Origin of the sequence: Streptomyces djakartensis, from assembly GCF_014651075.1 — a bacterium.
Classification (GTDB): domain Bacteria; phylum Actinomycetota; class Actinomycetes; order Streptomycetales; family Streptomycetaceae; genus Streptomyces; species Streptomyces djakartensis.
The window spans coordinates 427,322-447,019 of the sequence record NZ_BMWE01000002.1 but is presented as its reverse complement, the minus strand read 5'-3'; the positions used below and the strand labels follow the sequence as shown (position 1 = coordinate 447,019).

The 19,698-nt window shown below is 71.3% G+C and carries 15 protein-coding genes; 9 read left to right on the top strand and 6 right to left on the bottom strand.

Features of this window, described 5'->3' with window-relative positions; genetic code table 11:
* Positions 1–10: 10 nt before the first annotated feature.
* From IE212_RS05520 to IE212_RS05510, 3 genes are all read right to left on the bottom strand, one after another.
* Complete coding sequence (locus IE212_RS05520; protein WP_190196544.1) at positions 11–1,636, bottom strand: ABC-F family ATP-binding cassette domain-containing protein; 1,626 nt, start codon at positions 1,634–1,636, stop codon at positions 11–13.
* Between the two features lie 319 nt (positions 1,637–1,955).
* On the bottom strand, positions 1,956–2,372 hold the full coding sequence (ssgD, locus tag IE212_RS05515; RefSeq protein WP_190196543.1) for a spore wall synthesis regulator SsgD: 417 nt from the start codon (positions 2,370–2,372) through the stop codon (positions 1,956–1,958).
* A gap of 297 nt (positions 2,373–2,669) precedes the next feature.
* On the bottom strand, positions 2,670–4,076 hold the full coding sequence (locus IE212_RS05510; RefSeq protein ID WP_190196542.1) for a DUF1996 domain-containing protein: 1,407 nt from the start codon (positions 4,074–4,076) through the stop codon (positions 2,670–2,672).
* A 790-nt stretch (positions 4,077–4,866) separates the two neighbouring features.
* Here IE212_RS05510 and IE212_RS05505 point away from each other — a divergent pair.
* From IE212_RS05505 to mmpA, 3 genes are all read left to right on the top strand, one after another.
* Positions 4,867–5,190: a hypothetical protein gene (locus IE212_RS05505; RefSeq protein WP_062930312.1), complete on the top strand. Its 324-nt coding sequence runs from the start codon at positions 4,867–4,869 to the stop codon at positions 5,188–5,190.
* A 74-nt stretch (positions 5,191–5,264) separates the two neighbouring features.
* Complete coding sequence (locus IE212_RS05500) at positions 5,265–5,960, top strand: endonuclease V (RefSeq protein ID WP_190196541.1); 696 nt, start codon at positions 5,265–5,267, stop codon at positions 5,958–5,960.
* Between the two features lie 70 nt (positions 5,961–6,030).
* On the top strand, positions 6,031–6,177 hold the full coding sequence (gene mmpA / locus IE212_RS05495) for a morphogenic membrane protein MmpA (RefSeq protein ID WP_190196540.1): 147 nt from the start codon (positions 6,031–6,033) through the stop codon (positions 6,175–6,177).
* Positions 6,178–6,255: 78 nt separating this feature from the next.
* Here the strand turns inward: mmpA and IE212_RS05490 are convergent, their stop codons facing one another.
* On the bottom strand, positions 6,256–7,431 hold the full coding sequence (locus IE212_RS05490; protein ID WP_190196539.1) for a saccharopine dehydrogenase family protein: 1,176 nt from the start codon (positions 7,429–7,431) through the stop codon (positions 6,256–6,258).
* Between the two features lie 230 nt (positions 7,432–7,661).
* Between IE212_RS05490 and IE212_RS05485 the strand changes: the two genes are divergently transcribed.
* The 3 genes from IE212_RS05485 to IE212_RS05475 are packed head-to-tail and all read left to right on the top strand — an operon-like array spanning position 7,662 to position 12,254.
* On the top strand, positions 7,662–8,822 hold the full coding sequence (locus tag IE212_RS05485; RefSeq protein WP_190196538.1) for a CaiB/BaiF CoA transferase family protein: 1,161 nt from the start codon (positions 7,662–7,664) through the stop codon (positions 8,820–8,822).
* Positions 8,819–10,033, top strand: a complete 1,215-nt coding sequence (locus IE212_RS05480; RefSeq protein WP_190196537.1) for an acetyl-CoA C-acetyltransferase — start codon at positions 8,819–8,821, stop codon at positions 10,031–10,033. The genes IE212_RS05485 and IE212_RS05480 overlap by 4 nt, the downstream gene beginning before the upstream one ends.
* Before the next feature lie 34 nt (positions 10,034–10,067).
* Positions 10,068–12,254, top strand: coding sequence for a 3-hydroxyacyl-CoA dehydrogenase NAD-binding domain-containing protein (locus tag IE212_RS05475; protein WP_190196536.1), 2,187 nt, complete (start codon positions 10,068–10,070; stop codon positions 12,252–12,254).
* Here IE212_RS05475 and IE212_RS05470 read toward each other — a convergent pair.
* Positions 12,240–12,944 (bottom strand): MerR family transcriptional regulator, encoded by a 705-nt coding sequence (locus IE212_RS05470; protein ID WP_190196535.1) that lies wholly within the window; start codon positions 12,942–12,944, stop codon positions 12,240–12,242. The two genes, IE212_RS05475 and IE212_RS05470, sit on opposite strands and share 15 nt — an antisense overlap.
* 220 nt (positions 12,945–13,164) lie before the next feature.
* Here IE212_RS05470 and IE212_RS05465 point away from each other — a divergent pair, with 220 nt between their 5' ends.
* The gene (locus IE212_RS05465) at positions 13,165–14,631 is read left to right on the top strand and encodes an amino acid permease (protein WP_190196534.1); all 1,467 of its coding nucleotides are present in this window, start codon (positions 13,165–13,167) and stop codon (positions 14,629–14,631) included.
* A 71-nt stretch (positions 14,632–14,702) separates the two neighbouring features.
* Here the strand turns inward: IE212_RS05465 and IE212_RS05460 are convergent, their stop codons facing one another.
* Positions 14,703–16,226: a M1 family metallopeptidase gene (locus tag IE212_RS05460; protein ID WP_190196533.1), complete on the bottom strand. Its 1,524-nt coding sequence runs from the start codon at positions 16,224–16,226 to the stop codon at positions 14,703–14,705.
* Positions 16,227–16,429: 203 nt separating this feature from the next.
* On the opposite strand from IE212_RS05460, the gene IE212_RS05455 reads away from it, so the two are divergent.
* Positions 16,430–18,388 carry a Xaa-Pro dipeptidyl-peptidase gene (locus tag IE212_RS05455; protein ID WP_190196532.1) on the top strand — a complete coding sequence of 653 codons (1,959 nt, stop codon included), beginning with the start codon at positions 16,430–16,432 and terminating at the stop codon, positions 18,386–18,388.
* Positions 18,385–19,659 carry a M14 family metallopeptidase gene (locus IE212_RS05450; RefSeq protein WP_190196531.1) on the top strand — a complete coding sequence of 425 codons (1,275 nt, stop codon included), beginning with the start codon at positions 18,385–18,387 and terminating at the stop codon, positions 19,657–19,659. Before IE212_RS05455 ends, IE212_RS05450 begins: the two co-directional genes overlap by 4 nt.
* Positions 19,660–19,698 lie beyond the last annotated feature (39 nt).

The window sequence follows — 19,698 nt, the reverse complement described above, 5'->3', positions numbered from 1 at the left end:
ACAGCCGACGCTAGGCGGGAAACCCGACAGCCTCTGGCGTGATTTCCCTCAGTTCTCCCTCCTCCAGCAGCAGCCAGCGCCTGATGCCGACCGACTCCAGGAACGGCAGGTCGTGACTGGCCACGATCAGCGCCCCCTCGTACGACTCCAGGGCCGTGGTCAGCTGCCGCACGCTCGCCATGTCGAGATTGTTGGTCGGCTCGTCGAGCATGAGCAGCTGCGGCGCGGGCTCGGCCAGCATCAGCGCGGCCAGCGCCGCCCGGAAGCGCTCGCCGCCGGACAGCGTCGCCGCCTTCTGGTCGGCTCGCGCGCCCCGGAACAGGAAGCGGGCCAGCCGCGCCCGGATCCGGTTGTCGGTCGCGCCGGGCGCGAACCGGGCCACGTTCTCGGCGACGCTCCGCTCCCCGTCGAGGACGTCGAGCCGCTGCGGCAGGAACCGCAGCGGGACGTGCGCCGTCACCTCGCCCGACTCCGGTGCCAGCTGCCCGGCGATGGTCCGCAGCAGCGTCGTCTTGCCCGCCCCGTTGCGCCCGATCAGCGCGATCCGCTCGGGGCCGCGCAGCTCGAAGCCGCCCGTCACCCGGGCGCCGTAGCGCAGCACGACGTCCTGGAGGGTGAGCACGGTACGCCCCGGTGGGACGGCCGTGTACGGCAGGTCGACCCGGATCTCGTCGTCGTCCCGGACCGCCTCGACCGCGTCGTCCAGCCGCTCCTTGGCCTCGGCGAGCTTCGCCTCGTGCATGATCCGGTGCTTGCCCGCTGACTCCTGCGCCGCGCGCTTGCGCGCCCCCATGACGATCTTCGGCTCTCGCTTCTGGTCCCACATCTTCTGCCCGTAGCGCTTGCGGCGGGCCAGCTTGACCCGGGCGTCGGCCAGTTCGCGTTTCTGCTTGCGGAAGTCCGCCTCGGCGGCGCGCACCGTGCGCTCGGCCGCCTCCTGCTCGATCGCGAGGGCCTCCTCGTAGTCGGAGTGGTTGCCGCCGTACCAGGTGATCCGCCCGGAGCGAAGGTCGGCGATCTGGTCGACGAGTTCCAGCAGTTCACGGTCGTGGCTGACGACGACCATCACGCCCGGCCAGGACTGCACGGCCGCGTACAGCCGTCTGCGCGCGTACAGGTCGAGGTTGTTGGTCGGCTCGTCCAGCAGCAGCACGTCGGGCCGGCGCAGCAGCAGCGCGGCCAGGCGCAGCAGCACGGACTCGCCGCCCGACACCTCGCCGACGGCGCGGTCCACATCGACGTGGCCGAGGCCGAGTTCGCCGAGGGTGGCCAGGGCACGCTCCTCCACGTCCCAGTCGTCGCCGACGGTCTCGAAGTGCGCCTCGGACACGTCGCCCGCCTCGATGGCGTGCAGTGCGGCCCGCTGCGCGGAGATGTCGAGTACTTGGTCGACGCGCAGGGTGGTGTCCAGCGTGACGTTCTGTGGGAGGTAGCCGATCTCCCCGGCCACGCGGACGGTGCCGTCGACCGGTGCGAGCTCACCGGCGATCAGCTTCAACAGGGTCGACTTCCCTGACCCGTTGACACCGACCAGGCCGGTCCGCCCCGGGCCGAAGGCGGCGTCGAGGCCCTCGAAGACGGGGGTGCCGTCGGGCCAGGTGAAGGCGAGGGACGTGACAGTGACGGAAGTAGGCATGCGGGCCTCTTTCGCGGTTGCTTGCGATCAGGGGCAAACGCGTGTCGAGACACCTGCGACCAGAGGAAAAGGCTCCATGGGCACGTCACGGGCATGAGAGAAGCCCTGTACCGGCAGGACGGCTCGGACGCCGAGGTCGCACGCGGCGCACACACCTCATGGGTGTGACGCGGTGTCTCAGGACCTCAGACGAGCAACGTCCCTCTCCAATCGACGGCAACAGGACCGGTGCAACCGTAGAAGGGGGCGCTGAGCCTGTCAACGAATTAACGGCGGACCCACCGGCCGGTCCCTCCACGGCCGGTGGGGGCCGGTCAGCTCAGCACGCGTCCCGCATCAGTTCCGCCAGATCGTGGTCCAGGTCGAGCTGGAGGTGCTCCAGTCCGACCGGCACCAGCTCGCTCGTCGCCTCCAGGAACCGGCGCACCTCGCTGGAGCGGATGTGCACGACGGCGGTGCCCTCGGGGGCGTGGAACTCCAGCACCGTGCGGTCGTACCCGTACGGCCGCACCCGCACGTCGCCGTGGCCCTCGGCGCCCTGCAGGCCCGCCGAGAGCAGCTCGCGCGAGAAGGTCCAGCAGACGTCGACACCCTCCAGCGTCGCCGGGGCGGGGAAGGTCATGCGGACGGCGAACGGGTCACGTCGGTCGTAGTGCAGCGTCGCGGGAATGCTCGGCATACGCGGCGCGGCGGCGACGAGGCGGGCCTCCACGGGCTGCTCGATGACGATGGACAACGCCTTGCTCCCTTGCGACGGCTGGACGGACTTCCGGGCGTATGACACCGGGGCACTGGAAGAGACGACGGAATGAGCCAATCCGTGCACACGAACTGCGAGTGACCTCTGTCACCGCGTTCATGCACGGGAGTGACGTGGCTCTCCTCGCGTGCCTGGTGCTGACGGGAGGGGTTGTCCGGCCGTGCGCCCACCGGGCGGATGCCGACGTCGCCCAGCGCTGGGAGCGGCAGCGCGGGACTCAAGTGAAGCGGGGCGGGCGACGGCCGTACGCCGCCCGCCCCTCGGTCCGTCAGGTCAGCTGCACCTGCGTCCGGTGTTGATGCACTGCACCATCTTGTTCATCAGCTGTGCGTTGAACACGTTGATGAAGTCCCCGTGGTCGGTGACGGGCTTGTGCGCCTGCTCGGGGAAGCCGTCCAGGGCGAAGAACGGACGGGTCTTGCCGTTGTCCTTGAGGCTCGGCGCGTCCACGTCGTACACCAGGCGCTGCACCAGCTGCGGGATGGCCTTGAAGCCGCTCGGGCACCGGCCGCTCGCGTCGGCGAAGGCCACGTGCGTGCGGTGGTTGGCACTGTCGGCGTTCCGGCCGTCCCAGCAGCTCTGGAACTTGAAGGTGCGCACCACGTCGCTGCCGGACGGGCAGAGCGGGTACTTGTCCTTCAGCTGCACCTTGTTCTCGAAGCCGGTGCAGCTCCAGGAGGCGTTGGCGTTGGCCGTGCCGTTGGTGAACGCCTTGGCGTCACCGGTGATGACGCGCAGGAACTTCGGCATCGCCGCGACCTTGCCGCGCGGGCTGCCCACGAAGTTCAACGTGGCCGCCTTGGCGGTCAGGATCCGGCCGGTGTTGCCCTCGGCGCCGCCGCCCAGCTTGTCCGCGTCGAACTCCTTGGTGCCGTCACGCAACCGCAGCACCGGCCAGTAGTAGGTCGACTTGTCGCCCTGGTTGCGGCAGCTGGTCTTGCCGGCCGCCAGGGTCTGGTCGCTGGCGAAGGCGGTGTTGGCCTGGTTGCCGACGTAGTCGTGCATGTGGTGGGCGCCATTGGTGACGCCGGGCGCGACGATGACGTTGTCGGAGTTGTACAGCTTGTTGGCGTTGACACCGCACTTGGTGGTGAAGACGCCGGTGGAGGCCGTCGCCGTCTTGCGCGGGACGCGCACGTTCGGACGTACCTTGGTGATGTCCACGAAGTCGGCCGAGACGGGGCCGTTGCCGGCCTGACCGGCGTTGGTCTGGTTGCCGGTGGCGCGCAGCGTGCAGGCCGCCAGGGTGTCGAGTCCCTGCGGCTTGGCGGCGACCCGGCCGATGGCGATGGCGATCCGGTCGATCGTCGCCTTCCGCTTGTCCTTCAGCGGACTGACGATCGCGTTCTGGGCGAACCCGGGATCCTGCTGGATCGCCCGCTGGGAGGAGGCCAGGCGCTGGTAGGCCTCGGCCACCTGCTTGTCGAGGAGCGCCAGTTCCTTGTCGACCTGGGCGCGGGCCTGCGCCGGAACGGCTGTCAGCTTCTGGCCCACGTCGGGACAGTCGATGGTCGAGGAGGCGGCCTTGGCCTGGTTCTGGGCTCCGCTCGGCGCGCTGGGCTCGCCGGCCGAGGCGTAGATGTTGGCCGCGACCAGTCCGCCGGCTCCCACGGTCAGCGCTGCCACCGCGCCCACCACCCGGCGGGTGGTTCTCGATCTCTTCCGCGTGTTGCGTCTCATCAGGCCTCTCAGAGCATCTTGCGGAGCCGCTGGGGGCTTCCCGCGTCGGAACCTCTCTGAGATACGGATGCGGGCACGGAATGTTCACCGGGTGCGCGGATTCGTGGATTTTTTTCGACCACGGACCCCGGTGCGGTGACGCGCCACCCCGAGAGGGGTGACACCCTTGCGGTCCGGCCTCTGCCGCGCCCACGGCCATGAGCGGGGCCGATGCGCCGGACACCGAGCCGCGCCCGCGGTGTGCCCGGGTGTGCTCGGTGGCGGCAGAAGCACCTGGAAGTGCTGCCGGCCGCGCGGCGGGGCGAGGGGCGGATGCGCGGCGAGCGGTCGGCGCCTGGTCACCTCCGGGCCGAAGCACGCCCGGCTCGCCACCGGCGGCCGCACGTGCGCGGGTGCCGCGCTCCGGCGATCGGCCCCCCGGACGGCCACCGGCACACCCCTCCCGGCGAGCGACCCGGCCCGCGGCTCCTTCGCCCTCCCTTTCCGCGGCGCCGGGCACCGGCCTGCCGCCGCCGCGGGCCGCCACGCGCACCGGCGACGGCCGAAGGAACCTGGCGCGTCGCCGCCGGGCCCCCGCCCGCCTACCGCTCCGGCGCCGCCCGGCTGCGTCGCACCTGGGGCAGCGTCGGCACGAGCTCCTGCGAGCCCGTCGACTGCGCCCCGGAGCACGGCTGCTGGGCCATCGCCGGGCGGGGGCGGGTGGCCCGCCTGGAGCACTGAGCGAGCGGTATGCGGTGAGGGTCGGCAGTGTGGGTACTCGTTCACCGGACGTGAAAGGAAGTGAGCGAGAATGCCACGCGGTTCGAGCTCCAAGCGGGAGCGTCAGTACGAACACATCAAGGAGAGCGCGAAGGACCGGGGCGAGAGCACCGGCCGCGCCAAGGAGATCGCCGCACGGACGGTGAACAAGGAACGCGCCCGCTCCGGCGAGTCGAAGACGGCCAGCCGCACCTCCACGAAGGACATGTCGTCCGGCAAGCGCGGCGGGCAGCGGTCGGGGCAGGGCTCCCAGGGCCCCACCTACGACCAGCTGTACCAGGAGGCCAAGCGCAAGGGCGTAGAGGGCCGTTCCAGCATGAACAAGAGCCAGCTGCAGCGCGCACTGGGCAAGTGAGGCGCATGCCTGACGAGGCCGGCGGGACTTGTCGGTCCCGCCGGCTTTCGCGCACCCCGTAGGCTCGGGCCACCATGACGACGACCGTACCCGTCCCCGACGGCTGGCCCTCGACCGAGGAGCAGGCCCGTGCCGTACAGGACGAACTGCGTGAGCACGTGATCCTCGACGAACCGGGGCCACCGCCCGGGACGGGACACGTGACGGGGGTCGACGTCGCCTACGACGACGAACGGGACGTGGTCGCCGCGGCGGCGGTCGTCCTGGACGCGTCGAGTCTCTCCCTCGTCGCCGAGGCCACGGCGGTGGGCCGGGTCTCCTTCCCCTACGTGCCAGGGCTGCTCGCCTTCCGCGAGATCCCCACGGTCCTCGCCGCCCTCGACGCCCTGCCGTGCCCGCCCGGCCTTGTGGTCTGCGACGGCTACGGCCTCGCCCATCCTCGCCGCTTCGGCCTCGCCAGCCACCTCGGCGTACTGACGGGCCTGCCCACGATCGGCGTCGCGAAGAACCCGTTCACCTTCGCCCACGACGACCCGGCCACCCCGCGCGGGAGCACTTCGGCGCTGCTCGCCGGCACCGAGGAGGTCGGCCGCGCCCTGCGCACACGCGACGGTGTCAAGCCGGTCTTCGTCTCCGTCGGGCACCGCGTGTCCCTGCCCGTCGCCTGTGCCCACACCCTGGCGCTCACCCCCGAGTACCGCCTCCCGGAGACCACCCGCAGAGCCGACGCGCTCTGCCGTGAGGCGCTGCGGCGGACCCGCTCCGGCTGATCACCTGAGTACCGGCTCTGAGTACCCGTACGGATGCCCGGCCACCACCCCGGTCGGCAGGCTGGGGCGCATGACAACCCACCGCGCACCCAAGCCTGTTGCCCACCCGACCCAGACCGTCGAGCGGGCCGTCACCATCGGGCTGATCCTCGCCGTGCTGGCGGGTATCGGCTGGATCGCCGGGATGATCTACACCATCGCCGAGTGGCCGCTCTAGGTGTGCTGTCCGGCGGATCAGGGCCGAGAAGCGACAGTGTCTGATCGCCCCCGCGCGAGCCCTGGGCCGCACCCGGCCTCAGCGCGTGGACGCGACGCGGAAGCGGATGCCCGCCGCGCGCAGCCGTTCGATCAGCGCGTCCCCCATGGCCGCCGCCGTGGTGACCTGACCCGCCGTTCTCGGCAGATCGTCGAAGGCGAGGCAGAGCGCCGACTCGGCGAGCATCTTCGCCGTCTCGCCGTACCCGGGATCTCCGCCGGAGACCTCCGTGAGCACGCGCCGGCCACCGCCCTCGCCCACGAAGCGCAGCGAGAACCAGCTCTTCGCCCGCTTCTCGGGGCTCGGCCCGTCCCCGGGCCTGAGGCGGCCTGACAACCAGCGCCGCGCGGACGGCAGCTGGGCCGCGGCGGCCACGGCGCCCACGGCCGCGACCCCGCCCACGGCGACGGGCAGGCGCCGGACGGCCGCGTACTGCCGGTAGCGGAAGTCGGGCCCGTAGCGGCCGAGGGCCGACGCCGACCGCCGCACGATCTGCGGGTCGATGGTCGGCATCGGCAGCGCCCACGCGCCGACCTCCTTGGCGAACCGGGGCGCACCCAGCGCCGCCGAGACGCGCCGGCCGACCAGCCGCGGCTCGTGCCGCCGCCGGTCCCGCGCGGCCGCCGCCATCTCCCGCAGCCGCGCGAACTGGTTCAGGGCCGAGCCGAAGGTGCCGCCGGAGAAGGCCGCGTCGGCGGTCACGAAGCCGTCCACGGTGAGCGGCACGTCCTCCGGCAGCTGCCGCACGGTGAAGTACACGCCCAGGTCGTACGGGATCGAGTCGAATCCGGCGGCGTGCACCAGCCGGGCCCCGGTCTCACGCGCGCGTGCGTCGTGCCGCACGTACATCAGGTCCACGAACTCCGGCTCGCCAGCGAGGTCGAGGTAGTCGGTCCCGGCATCGGCGCAGGCGGCCACGAGTTCCTCGCCGTACGTCACGTACGGGCCGACCGTCGTGGCCACCACCCGCGCGCTGTCGGCGAGCGCGCGCACCGAGGCCGGGTCGCAGACGTCCGCCCGCAGCACTCCCACTCCCGCACCGCCGGGCAGCCGGTCCCGCAGCCGCTCCAGCTTCTCGGCGCTGCGGCCCGCGATCGCCCAGCGCAGTCCCTCGGGCGCGTGGCCGGCCAGATACTCCGCGGTGAGCGCTCCGGCGAAACTGGTGGCTCCGAAGAGCACGATGTCGTACGGACGGTCCCTGTTTTGCATGCTCATGACACCCCTAGGTCGCGCAGCCCGTGCCGCTGTCGGTGGCCGAGGCTAGCGTGAGGAGTGCGCAGCCCGACGAGGAGCCCGGAGGAGCCCGGAGGAACGACGGTACTGGACGCGGTCTGACCCCGTCCGGCAGATCACTAAGCGCTTGCTCGTTCGGGTCTTGTGCCGAGTGGAACGTGTTCTTAGCATCACTGGTGTTACATCGTTTGTGTCACGGCACTGGGGGTTCGATGACCACGGCAACGACGCCGGCGTGCGGACCGCTCACCGGAGTGCGGGTCGTCGAGCTGGCCGGGATCGGGCCCGGCCCGTTCGCCGCCATGCTGCTCGCCGACCTCGGGGCCGACGTCGTACGGGTGGACCGTCCGGACGGGCCCGGGCTGGCGATCGACCCGGCGTACGACGTCACCAACCGCAACAAGCGCTCGGTGGTCGTCGACCTGAAGTCCCCGGACGGCCCCGACCGGGTTCTCGACCTGGCCGCGCGCGCCGACATCCTGGTCGAGGGCTACCGCCCCGGCGTCGCCGAGCGCCTCGGCGTCGGCCCCGAGGCCTGCCACGCCCGCAATCCCCGGCTCGTCTACGGCCGGATGACCGGCTGGGGCCAGGACGGACCGCTCGCCCAGCGCGCCGGGCACGACATCGCCTACATCGCCCCCACCGGCACCCTCGGCATGATCGGCCGCCCTGACCAGCCGCCGGCGGTCCCCGCCAACCTGCTCGGCGACTACGCTGGCGGCTCCCTCTACCTCGTCGTCGGCGTCCTCGCCGCCCTGCACCACGCGCGCGCGACGGGCACCGGACAGGTCGTCGACGCCGCCATCGTCGACGGCACCGCCCACCTCGCCACGATGATCCACGGCATGCTCGCCGCCGGCGGCTGGCAGGACCGGCGCGGCGCGAACCTCCTGGACGGCGGCTGCCCGTACTACGGGACCTATGAGACGGCCGACGGCGGGCACATGGCCGTCGGCGCGCTGGAGCCGCGCTTCTACGCGGAGTTCCTCGCCGTCCTCGGCATCCAGGACCAGGCGGCGGCCCGCAAGGACGTCACTCGTTGGGGTGAACTGCGCGAACAGATCGCGGCCCGCTTCAAGACCCGTACGCGGGACGAGTGGACGGCTGTCTTCGACGGCTCCGACGCCTGCGTGGCGCCCGTGCTGTCGCTGCGCGAGGCCCCGCACCACCCGCACCTGGCCGCCCGCGGCACCTTCACCGACCACGGCGGCATCATCCAGCCCGCCCCGGCCCCCCGTTTCTCCGCGACCCCGGCCTCCGTCCGAACCGGCCCGGCCGTTCCGGGCGCCGACACCGCGGAGGTCGCCCGGGACTGGGACGTCCCCGGGCTTCTCCCGTCGTCCCGACACCCTCAGCGAAAGGCCTCCTCGTGAGCACCGAAGCGTACGTGTACGACGCGATCCGCACTCCGCGCGGACGCGGCAAGGCCGGCGGCGCCCTGCACGGCACCAAGCCCATCGACCTGGTCGTCGGACTCATCCACGAGATCCGTGCCCGCTTCCCCGGCCTCGACCCGGCCGCCGTCGACGACATCGTGCTCGGCGTCGTCGGCCCGGTCGGCGACCAGGGCTCCGACATCGCCCGGATCGCCGCCATCGCCGCGGGCCTGCCCGACACGGTCGCCGGTGTGCAGGAGAACCGCTTCTGTGCCTCGGGCCTGGAGGCCGTCAACCTGGCCGCGGCCAAGGTGCGTTCCGGCTGGGAGGACCTCGTCCTCGCGGGCGGCGTCGAGTCGATGTCCCGGGTTCCCATGGCCTCCGACGGCGGCGCCTGGTTCAACGACCCGATGACCAACCTCCAGGTCAACTTCGTGCCGCAGGGCATCGGCGCCGACCTGATCGCCACCATCGAGGGCTTCTCCCGGCGGGACGTCGACGAGTACGCGGCCCTCTCCCAGGAACGGGCCGCCACCGCCTGGAAGGAGGGGCGCTTCGAGAAGTCCGTCGTGCCGGTGAGGGACCGCAGCGGCCTCGTCGTCCTCGACCACGACGAGCACATGCGCCCCGGCACCACCGCCGACTCCCTCGCGAAGCTGAAGCCGTCCTTCGCGGACATCGGCGAACTCGGCGGCTTCGACGCGGTGGCGCTCCAGCAGTACCACTGGGTGGAGAAGATCGACCACGTCCACCACGCGGGCAACTCCTCCGGCATCGTGGACGGCGCCTCGCTCGTCGCGATCGGATCCAGGGAGGTCGGCGAGCGCCACGGCCTCACGCCCCGCGCGCGGATCGTCTCCGCGGCCGTGTCCGGCTCCGAACCCACCATCATGCTCACCGGCCCCGCACCCGCCACCCGCAAGGCCCTCGCCAAGGCCGGACTCACCATCGACGACATCGACCTCGTCGAGATCAACGAGGCGTTCGCGGCGGTCGTGCTGCGCTTCGTGAAGGACATGAACCTGTCCCTGGACAAGGTCAACGTCAACGGCGGCGCGATCGCGCTCGGCCACCCCCTCGGCGCCACCGGCGCGATGATCCTCGGCACCCTCGTCGACGAACTCGAGCGCCAGGACAAGCGCTACGGCCTCGCCACGCTGTGCGTCGGCGGCGGCATGGGCGTCGCCACCATCGTCGAGCGCATCTGACCCCCTCCCGACGGATCACACGGAGCACCTCCACATGAGACTTGAGCCCACCACCATCCGCTGGGAGCAGGACCGCACCGGCCTCGTCACCCTCGTCATCGACGACCCGAACCAGTCCGCGAACACCATGAACCAGGCGTTCCGCGACTCCCTCGCCGCCGTCACCGACCGCCTGGAGGCGGAGCAGGACTCCATCCGGGGCGTCATCATCACGTCCGCCAAGAAGACCTTCTTCGCCGGCGGCGACCTGCGCGACCTCATCCGGGTCACGCCCGAGACGGCCCAGGAACTCTTCGACGGCGGCATGGCGGTCAAGCGGAACCTGCGCCGCATCGAGACCCTGGGCAAGCCCGTCGTCGCCGCCCTGGGCGGCTCGGCCCTGGGCGGCGGTTACGAGATCGCCCTGGCCTGCCACCACCGCGTCGCCCTCGACACGCCCGGCTCGAAGATCGGCTGCCCCGAGGTCACCCTCGGTCTGCTCCCCGGAGGCGGCGGCGTCGTCCGCACCGTCCGCCTGCTGGGCATCGCCGACGCCCTGCTGAAGGTGCTCCTCCAGGGCACCCAGTACAGCCCGCGCCGCGCCCTGGAGAACGGCCTCGTCGACGAGGTGGCCGACAGCCGGGAGGACATGCTCGCCAAGGCCCGGGCCTTCATCGACGCCAACCCCGAGTCCCAGCAGCCCTGGGACAAGCCGGGCTACCGGATCCCGGGCGGCACGCCGGCCAACCCGAAGTTCGCCGCGAACCTGCCCGCCTTCCCGGCCACCCTGCGCAAGCAGACGGGCGGCGCCCCCTACCCGGCCCCGCGCAGCATCCTCGCCGCCGCCGTCGAGGGCGCCCAGGTCGACTTCGAGACCGCCCAGGTCATCGAGGCCCGCTACTTCGTGGAGCTCGCGGCCGGGCAGACGTCGAAGAACATGATCCAGGCCTTCTTCTTCGACCTCCAGGCCGTCAACTCCGGCGCGAACCGCCCGAAGGGCGTCGAGCCGCGCACGGTCCGCAAGGCCGCCGTCCTCGGTGCCGGGATGATGGGCGCGGGCATCGCCTACTCCTGTGCCCGCGCCGGCATCGAGGTCGTCCTGAAGGACGTCTCCCTGGAAGCGGCCGTCAAGGGCAAGGGCTACTCCGAGAAGCTGTGCGCCAAGGCCGTCGCCAAGGGCCGTACGACCCGGGAGAAGGCCGACGCGCTGCTCGCGCGCATCACCCCCACCGCCGAGGCGCGGGACCTGGCGGGCTGCGACGCCGTGATCGAGGCCGTCTTCGAGGACACCTCCCTCAAGCACAAGGTGTTCCAGGAGATCCAGAACGTCGTGGCGCCCGACGCGCTGCTCTGCTCCAACACCTCCACCCTCCCCATCACCACTCTCGCCGAGGGAGTGGAGCGCCAGAGCGACTTCATCGGCCTGCACTTCTTCTCACCGGTCGACAAGATGCCGCTGGTCGAGATCATCAAGGGCGAGCGCACGGGGGAGGAGGCACTGGCCCGCGCCTTCGACCTGGTCCGGCAGATCAACAAGACCCCGATCGTCGTGGGCGACTCGCGCGGCTTCTTCACCTCCCGGGTCATCGGGCACTTCATCAACGAGGGCGTCGCCATGGTCGGCGAGGGCATCGAGCCCGCGTCGGTCGAACAGGCCGCGGCGCAGGCCGGCTACCCGGCCAAGGTGCTGTCACTGATGGACGAACTGACACTGACCCTGCCCCGCAGGATCCGGGCCGAGACCAAGCGGGCCGTGGAGGAGGACGGCGGCACCTGGGTCGCGCATCCCGCCGAGGCCGTCATCGACCGCATGGTCGACGAGTTCGGCCGTCCGGGCCGCAGCGGCGGAGCCGGCTTCTACGACTACGACGAGGACGGCAGGCGCACCGGCCTCTGGCCCGGACTGCGCGAGCACTTCACCAAGCCAGGCCACCGGATCCCCTTCGACGACATGCGCGAACGCATGCTGTTCTCCGAGGCGCTGGACACCGTCCGGCTGCTTCAGGAGGGCGTGCTGACCTCCGTCGCCGACGCCAACATCGGCTCGATCTTCGGCATCGGCTTCCCGGGCTGGACGGGCGGCGTGCTGCAGTACATCAACGGGTACGAGGGCGGCCTGCCCGGATTCGTGGCCCGTGCGCGGGAACTCGCCGAGCGCTACGGGGAGCGGTTCACCCCGCCCGCCCTGCTGGTGGAGAAGGCGCAGCGGGGGGAGCGGTTCAGCGACTCAGTCCGGGGCTGATCCGGCCAGCCACTCGCCCAGCTCTTCCTTCAGCGACCGCTGGAAGGCCGTGAGGAGCGCCTGCACCACCAGCGGGTGCATGTGCGCCGACAGGGACCGCACGTCACGCGCGTCACGCTCGGCGACCTCGCCGCGGAAGAGCCGGGAGAGTTCACGGGCCGCGGCGCGCGAGTGTTCGAGGAGAACCTTGCGCGCCGCGAAGATCGCCTCCGGTGAGAGGGGCACGTCCAGCAGCCCGACGCCCAACCGGAGAAGACCGAGGTCGGCCTGGAACCCGCCGTCCGCCCTCCGGACCACGCCCATCGCGACGAGCCGCTCCACGTCCTCCTCGCCGAGCGGCCGCCCGGCGCGCCGCCGCAGCTCCTCCCGGGTGACCGTCTGCACGGCCTCCGGCGCCCAGGACGCCACCACCGCCCGGTGGACGGCGAGATCGTGCGCGCTCAGGTCCGGCGGCAGCTGCCGCAGATAGCGTTCGATGCCCGCCAGCGTCATGCCCTGGTGCCGCAGCTCCTCGATCAGCGCCAGCCGGGCCAGATGCTCCGGTCCGTACCGGCCCACGCGCCGGGGACCGAGCACCGGCGGCGGCAGCAGCCCCTTCGTGCCGTAGAAGCGGACCGTGCGCACCGTGACACCGGCCCGTGCGGCCAGTTCGTCGATCGTGAGGGTCGGCTCCTCGGTGTCGGTCGTCATGTTCAGCAGTATCGCTGTCTCACCAGCGCTGTGAAACCTCCGGAGATCACCGTGACGGCGGTGTGAGAAGCAGCGTTCTGTGACATACGCCACCGCGTGAGCCGCGTAGGGCGGGGGAAGGCGGCCCCTTGGTCTGTGCCTTTACAGCGGGCACGGACCCCATGCATGTCCGGACAGCCGAGCGCGACCCGCTCGGGCGCACCAGAGAGTGGATCCACCCGTGAGCAAGGACGCCGTGAACACGGCAACAGCCGCATCCCCGAGCGACGCGGCCCAGGTGCCCGCGGACGCGGGCGACGCCGGCTACAGCAAGGACCTCAAGCCCCGCCACGTCAACATGATCGCCATCGGCGGCGCGATCGGCACCGGACTCTTCCTGGGTGCCGGCGGCCGACTCCACAGCGCGGGCCCGGCCCTGGCGATCGCGTACCTGGTGTGCGGCATCTTCGCCTTCTTCGTGGTGAGGGCCCTCGGCGAACTCGTGCTCTACCGCCCCTCCTCGGGCTCCTTCGTGTCGTACGCGCGTGAGTTCCTCGGCGAGAAGGGCGCCTATGTCGCCGGCTGGATGTACTTCCTGAACTGGTCGACCACCGGCATCGCCGACATCACCGCGATCGCGCTCTACACCCACTACTGGAGCCTGTTCACCGACATCCCGCAGTGGGTCCTGGCGCTGGCCGCCCTGGCGGTCGTGCTGGCCGTGAACCTGATCTCGGTGAAGATCTTCGGCGAGATGGAGTTCTGGTTCTCGATCATCAAGGTCGCGACGCTCGTCGGCTTCATGCTCATCGGCGTCTTCCTGCTCGCGACGCGGTCCGAGGTGGGCGGGCAGACCCCGGGCCTGGGCGTGATCACCGACAACGGCGGCGCCTTCCCGCACGGCATGATGCCCGTCGTCCTGGTCATGCAGGGCGTGATCTTCGCGTATGCCGCCCTGGAACTGGTCGGAGTCGCCGCGGGTGAGACCGCGGAGCCGGAGAAGGTCGTCCCGCGCGCGGTGAACTCGATCATGTGGCGGGTCGGCCTCTTCTACGTCGGTTCCGTCGTCCTGCTGGCCCTGCTCCTGCCCGGCTCCGTCTACTCCGCCGACCAGAGCCCCTTCGTCACGGTCCTGTCGAAGATCGGCGTCCCGGCGGCGGGCGACGTGATGAACCTGGTCGTCCTGACCGCCGCGATGTCCTCGCTGAACTCCGGCCTGTACTCCACGGGCCGCATCCTGCGCTCCATGGCGATGGCCGGCTCGGCGCCGAAGTTCACCGCGCTCATGAACCGCAGCCAGGTCCCCTACGGCGGCATCCTGCTCACCTGCGCGGTGTGCGTGCTCGGCGTCGGCCTGAACTTCCTCGTGCCGGCCCAGGCCTTCGAGATCGTGCTGAACGTGGCCTCGCTCGGCATCGTCAGCACGTGGGTGATCATCATGATCTGCCACCTGGTCTTCGTCCGCCGCGCCAAGGAGGGCCAGGTCGCCCGGCCCTCCTTCCGCCTCCCCCTCAGCCCGGTCACGGAGATCGCCACGATCGCCTTCCTGCTGGCCTGCCTCGGCATGATGTGGAACGACCCCGAGGTCGGCCGCAAGACGCTGCTGCTCGTGCCGCTCATCGCGGTCATGCTGGTCGCGGGCTGGTTCGGCGTCCGCCGCCGGGTCTCGCAGACGGCCGACCAGGAGCTGTCGCGGCTCACGAGGTAACGGGCCGGGGCCGCTCCCAGGGTGGCGTCAGCCCGGGGCCAGGCCGGTCCGGGGGTGACGCCACCGCCGCGTCAGTGCGGGTGCCTCCCGCTGCCCCGCTCCGCGTGCTCGTGCACGCCGTTCGTCGCCGCGATCTTCCGCCATGACCTCGGCTGCGCCACCGCCCCGCCGGCCGTCCCGACGGACGCGGTCCGGGCCGCCGGTGCCGTCGGCTTGGACGGCTGGAACAGCCAGGTGTCGAACAGCGCGGCCAGAGGCTTGCCGGAGAGCTCCTCGGCGTACCGCTGGAAGTCGGCGACCGAGGCGTTGCCGTGGGCGTACTTCCGCGGCCAGCCCTTGAGGATCGCGAAGAACGCCTTGTCGCCGATCTCGTTGCGCAGTGCCTGCACGGCCAGCGCGCCCCGGTCGTAGACCGCGATGTCGAACTGGTTGTCAGGACCGGGGTCGCCGGGCTTCACCGTCCAGAACGGGTCGTCCGCCGGGTGCGAGGCGTAGACGTGGTCGGCGAGTTCCTGCGCCGTCCCCTCGCCCTCGTGCTCGGACCACAGCCACTGCGCGTACCGGGCGAAGCCCTCGTTGATCCAGATGTCCTGCCAGCGCTTGAGCGACACCACGTCGCCGTACCACTGGTGTGCCAGCTCGTGGACGACGAGGGACACGTTCGACCCGCCCGTGAACTGCCGCGGGCTGTAGTACGGCCGGGTCTGGGTCTCCAGGGCGTACCCGGTGGTCGTGTTCGGCACGTATCCGCCGAGCGCGTTGTAGGGGTACGGCCCGAAGTAGCCGGCCAGCCAGTCCGCGATCTCCCCGGTTCTCTCCAGGCTCGCCCTGGCCGCGCCGTCGTTCGCGCCGAGGTCCTTGCTGTACGCGTTGAGGACCGGGACGCCGCTCTCGGTCGTGCCGGTCGTGATGTCGAACCTCCCGACCGCGAGGGTGGCGAGATACGTGGCCTGCGGCTTGTCGGAGCGCCAGTTCCAGCGGGTCCAGCCGAGCCGTGAACTCGTCGACTGGAGGCTGCCGTTGGAGATGGCCTGGGTGCCGTCCGGGACCAGCACGGACACGTCGTAGGTGGCCTTGTCGAGCGGGTGGTCGTTGCCCGGGAACCACCAGGCCGCCGCCTCGGGCTCGTTCGCCGCGACCCCGCCGTCCGGCGTGCGGTGCCAGCTGGTGAAGCCGTACGCCTTCTTCGAGGACGGCACCCCGCGGTAGCGCACGACCACGGTGACGGGCGTGCCCTTGGCCAGAGGTGTCTTCGGCGTGATCTCCAGTTCGTGCTCGCCCGACGCCCGGAACGAGGCCTTCACGCCGTTGACGCGCACCTCGCCGACGTCGAGCAGGAAGTCCAGATCGAAGCGCGACAGGTCCTGCGTGGTGCGGGCCACGAGCGTCGCCGTGCCCTCCAGCTCGTCCGTGGCCGGCTGGTACTTCAGGCGGAGGTCGTAGTGGGAGACGTCGTATCCGCCGTTGCCGTAGGCCGGGTAGTAGGGGTCGCCGATGCCCGGCGCGCCGGGGGAGTAGGAGGCGGCAGATGCCGGGATCGCCAGCAGGAGAACGGCCGCCGCCAGGGCTCCCGGCGCGATGATTCTGCGGTGCACGCAACACTCCAAGTCGGTAGGGTCCCGAAGTCTTTCCGGAGCCTATTGACCCGTTGCGGCACCGGTCATGTCCATGGCCCCTGGTGTCACACGATCGCCATCCGGCCGACATGAGACCCCTGCCCGCCGGCGACCACCGCCGGACACGCCGGTCCGTCAGGTGCCGTCTTCTGAACAGGAGTTGACCGAGGTAGCGTCCGGCCATGCCGAAACGCACGCGCTTCACGACCTGGAGACCGCTCGCGACGGCGGCCGCGGCCGCCCTGCTGGCCACGCTGCTCACCCCGGCCGCGGCACACGCCGCCCCCCACGGCAGCCGGCCCGTCCACTCCTACGAGAACGCCATCCGCGAGGCCGTCTGGGTGGACACCGGACTCGACGGCGACGGCGACGGAAAGGCCGACCGGGTCGCCGTCGACATCGTCCGCCCCCGCGAACCCGCCCGGCAGGGCCGCAAGGTCCCCGTCATCATGGACGCCAGCCCGTACTACTCCTGCTGCGGGCGCGGCAACGAGAGCCAGAAGAAGACGTACGACGCGAACGGCGACGTCGTACGGATGCCGCTGTTCTACGACAACTACTTCGTGCCCCGCGGCTACGCCGTCATCGGCGTCGACCTGGCCGGAACCAACCGCTCGGACGGCTGCGTCGACGTCGGCGGCCGCTCCGACGTCCGGTCCGCGAAGGCCGTCGTCGACTGGCTGAACGGCCGCGCCAAGGCCTACACCACCCGCACCGGCACCACCCGCGTCAAGGCCGGCTGGACCAACGGCAGGACCGGCATGATCGGCAAGAGCTGGGACGGCACCATCGCGAACGGCGTCGCCGCGACCGGCGTCGAAGGCCTGAAGACCATCGTCCCGATCAGCGCCATCTCCTCCTGGTACGACTACTACTTCCAGCAGGGTGCCCCGCTGTACGACTCCGGCCCCGAATGGCTGTCCGACTTCGTCAACAGCCCCGCTGCCCGCGCCAAGTGCGGCGCCGTGCAGCGCAGGCTCGTCGACGGGGCCCCGCGCACCGGTGACTGGACCGCGCTGTGGAGCGAACGCGACTACGTCAGGGCCGCGCGGAAGGTCAAGGCCAGCGTCTTCCTGGTCCACGGCATGCAGGACCTCAACGTCCGTATGAAGCACGTCGGCCAGTGGTGGGACGCCCTCGCCGAGAACGGCGTCGAGCGCAAGATCTGGCTCTCCCAGACCGGCCACGTCGACCCCTTCGACTTCCGCCGCGCCGCCTGGGTCGACACGCTGCACCGCTGGTTCGACCACGAACTCATGGGCTACGACAACGGCATCGACCGTGAGCCGATGGCCGACATCGAACGGCACCCCGACCGGTGGACGACCTCCAGGGTCTGGCCGCCGAACGGCACCCGGGCCGCCACCCTGCGCCCCGACCGAGGCAAGGCGGCCGGCGTCGGCACCCTCGGCCTGCACCGCGGCCACGGCACCGAGACCTTCACCGACGACCCGGACCTGAGCGAGACCGACTGGGCCGGGCAGCTAGACAAGCCCACACCGGGGAAGGCCGGTTTCGTCACCCCGCCGCTCGGGCGCGCCCTTCGCCTGTCCGGCTCCTCCGAGGTCACCGTCACCGCGACGCCCTCCACGCCGACGGCCCATCTCTCCGCCGTCCTCGTGGACGCCGGCCCCGGCACCATCCGCGACTACGCCGACGACGGTGAAGGGATCACCACCCTCACCGACCGGACCTGCTGGGGCGCGAGCACCACCGGCGACAACGCCTGCTTCAAGGAGACGAAGGCCAGGACCGCCGACGTCGACCACACGGTCGTCAGCCGAGGCTGGGCCGACCTCGGCAACCACGCGTCGGACCTGAAGGGTTCCCCGCTCACCCCGGGCAAGCGGTACACGATCACCATCGACCTGGCGGCGACCGACCACGTCGTGCCCAAGGGGCACCGCCTGGCACTGATCGTCGCGGGCACCGACAAGGGCCTCATCGACCCTCCCGCGGACCGGCCCCGGCTCGAACTCGACCTGTCCCGCACCACGGCGCGTGTGCCGTTCGTCGGCGGAGCCGCCGCCTTCGCCCGGGCCACCGAGGGTGCGGCGTTCACCAGGCCCGACGCCGGCTTCCTGGACGGCGTACGGGTGCCGCGCACCTCCCACCGCGTCCCGGAGGGAGGAAGCCAGTGATCCGCGTCCGCGCACTCACCCTGGCAGCGGCGGCCCTCGCCGCGTCCCTTGCCGCCGTCCCGGCCCGGGCCACCACCGAATCCCCGCCGCGCACCGGCTTCGAACAGTCCCAGGGCGCGCGCTGGACGACCCAGCCCGAGGAACAGGACTTCCTCGAGGCGGTCGACCGGTCGAGCAGCCGCGTCTCGGTGACACGCATCGGCACCACCAAGCAGGACCGCCCGCTCCGGCTCGTCCGGATCGGCACCCGTCCGGCACCCAGCAAGGTGCTGCTCGTCTGCAGCCAGCACGGGGACGAACCCTCCGGCCGGGAAGCCTGCCTGACCACGATCCGCGATCTCGCGTACGCCCGCGACAGCCGCACCCGGCGCTTCCTGGACCGGACCACGGTCCTCGTGGTGCCCACGGCCAACCCCGACGGCCGGGCCGCCGACACGCGCGGCAACAGCGACGGCGTCGACATCAACCGCGACCACCTCGCCCTGCGCACCGCCGAAGGCCGGGCACTTGCCGCGCTCATCCGCGACCAGCGCCCCGACCTCGTGTACGACCTGCACGAGTACGGCGCCACACCCCCGTACTACGACAAGGACCTCTTCGACCTGTGGCCGCGCAACCTCAACACCCACCAGGCGGTGCGCGACGAGGCGAAGACCCTGTCCGAGGAGTACGTCCGCCCCGCCGCGCAGCGGGCCGGCCACTCGACCGGAACCTACGGCATCTGGACCGACCCCGTGACGGGCGAACCGGTCAAACAGGTCGCAGGAGACGGACAGGAGCGCATTTTGCGCAATATGTCCGGTGTGAAGCACGGGGTCGGACTGCTCATCGAGAGCCGCGTGGATCCACTCACGGACGCGGAGAAGCAGGACGCGGCGCTGAACAAACGGCGTCGGGTCACTTCCCAACTGGACGCGCTGGGAGGCCTGTTCCGGTACACCGACGAGCGCCGTGGAGCGGTCGAGGCGGCGACGGGCAGGGCCCGGCTCACGGGCTGGGCCGACACGGGCCCCGTCTACGTGGGCGGTGCCGACAACGACGCGCCCGAACCGGCGGACGTGATCGAGGACCCGCCGTGCGGCTACCGGCTCACCCCTGGGCAGTACGCCGAGGTCGGAGACGAACTCGCGCTGCACGGTGTACGCGTACGCAAGGGCGGTGAAGGAGTGCTCGTCCCGCTGCGTCAGCCCCTGAGGGCACTGGTCCCGCTGTTGCTGGACGCGCGGGCCGCGTACCACCTGACCCAAGCTGTTCCCGAAACGCAATGTTGAAGGGGGTGAATTTGCGCCACAGGTGGTAGGGGCGTTACG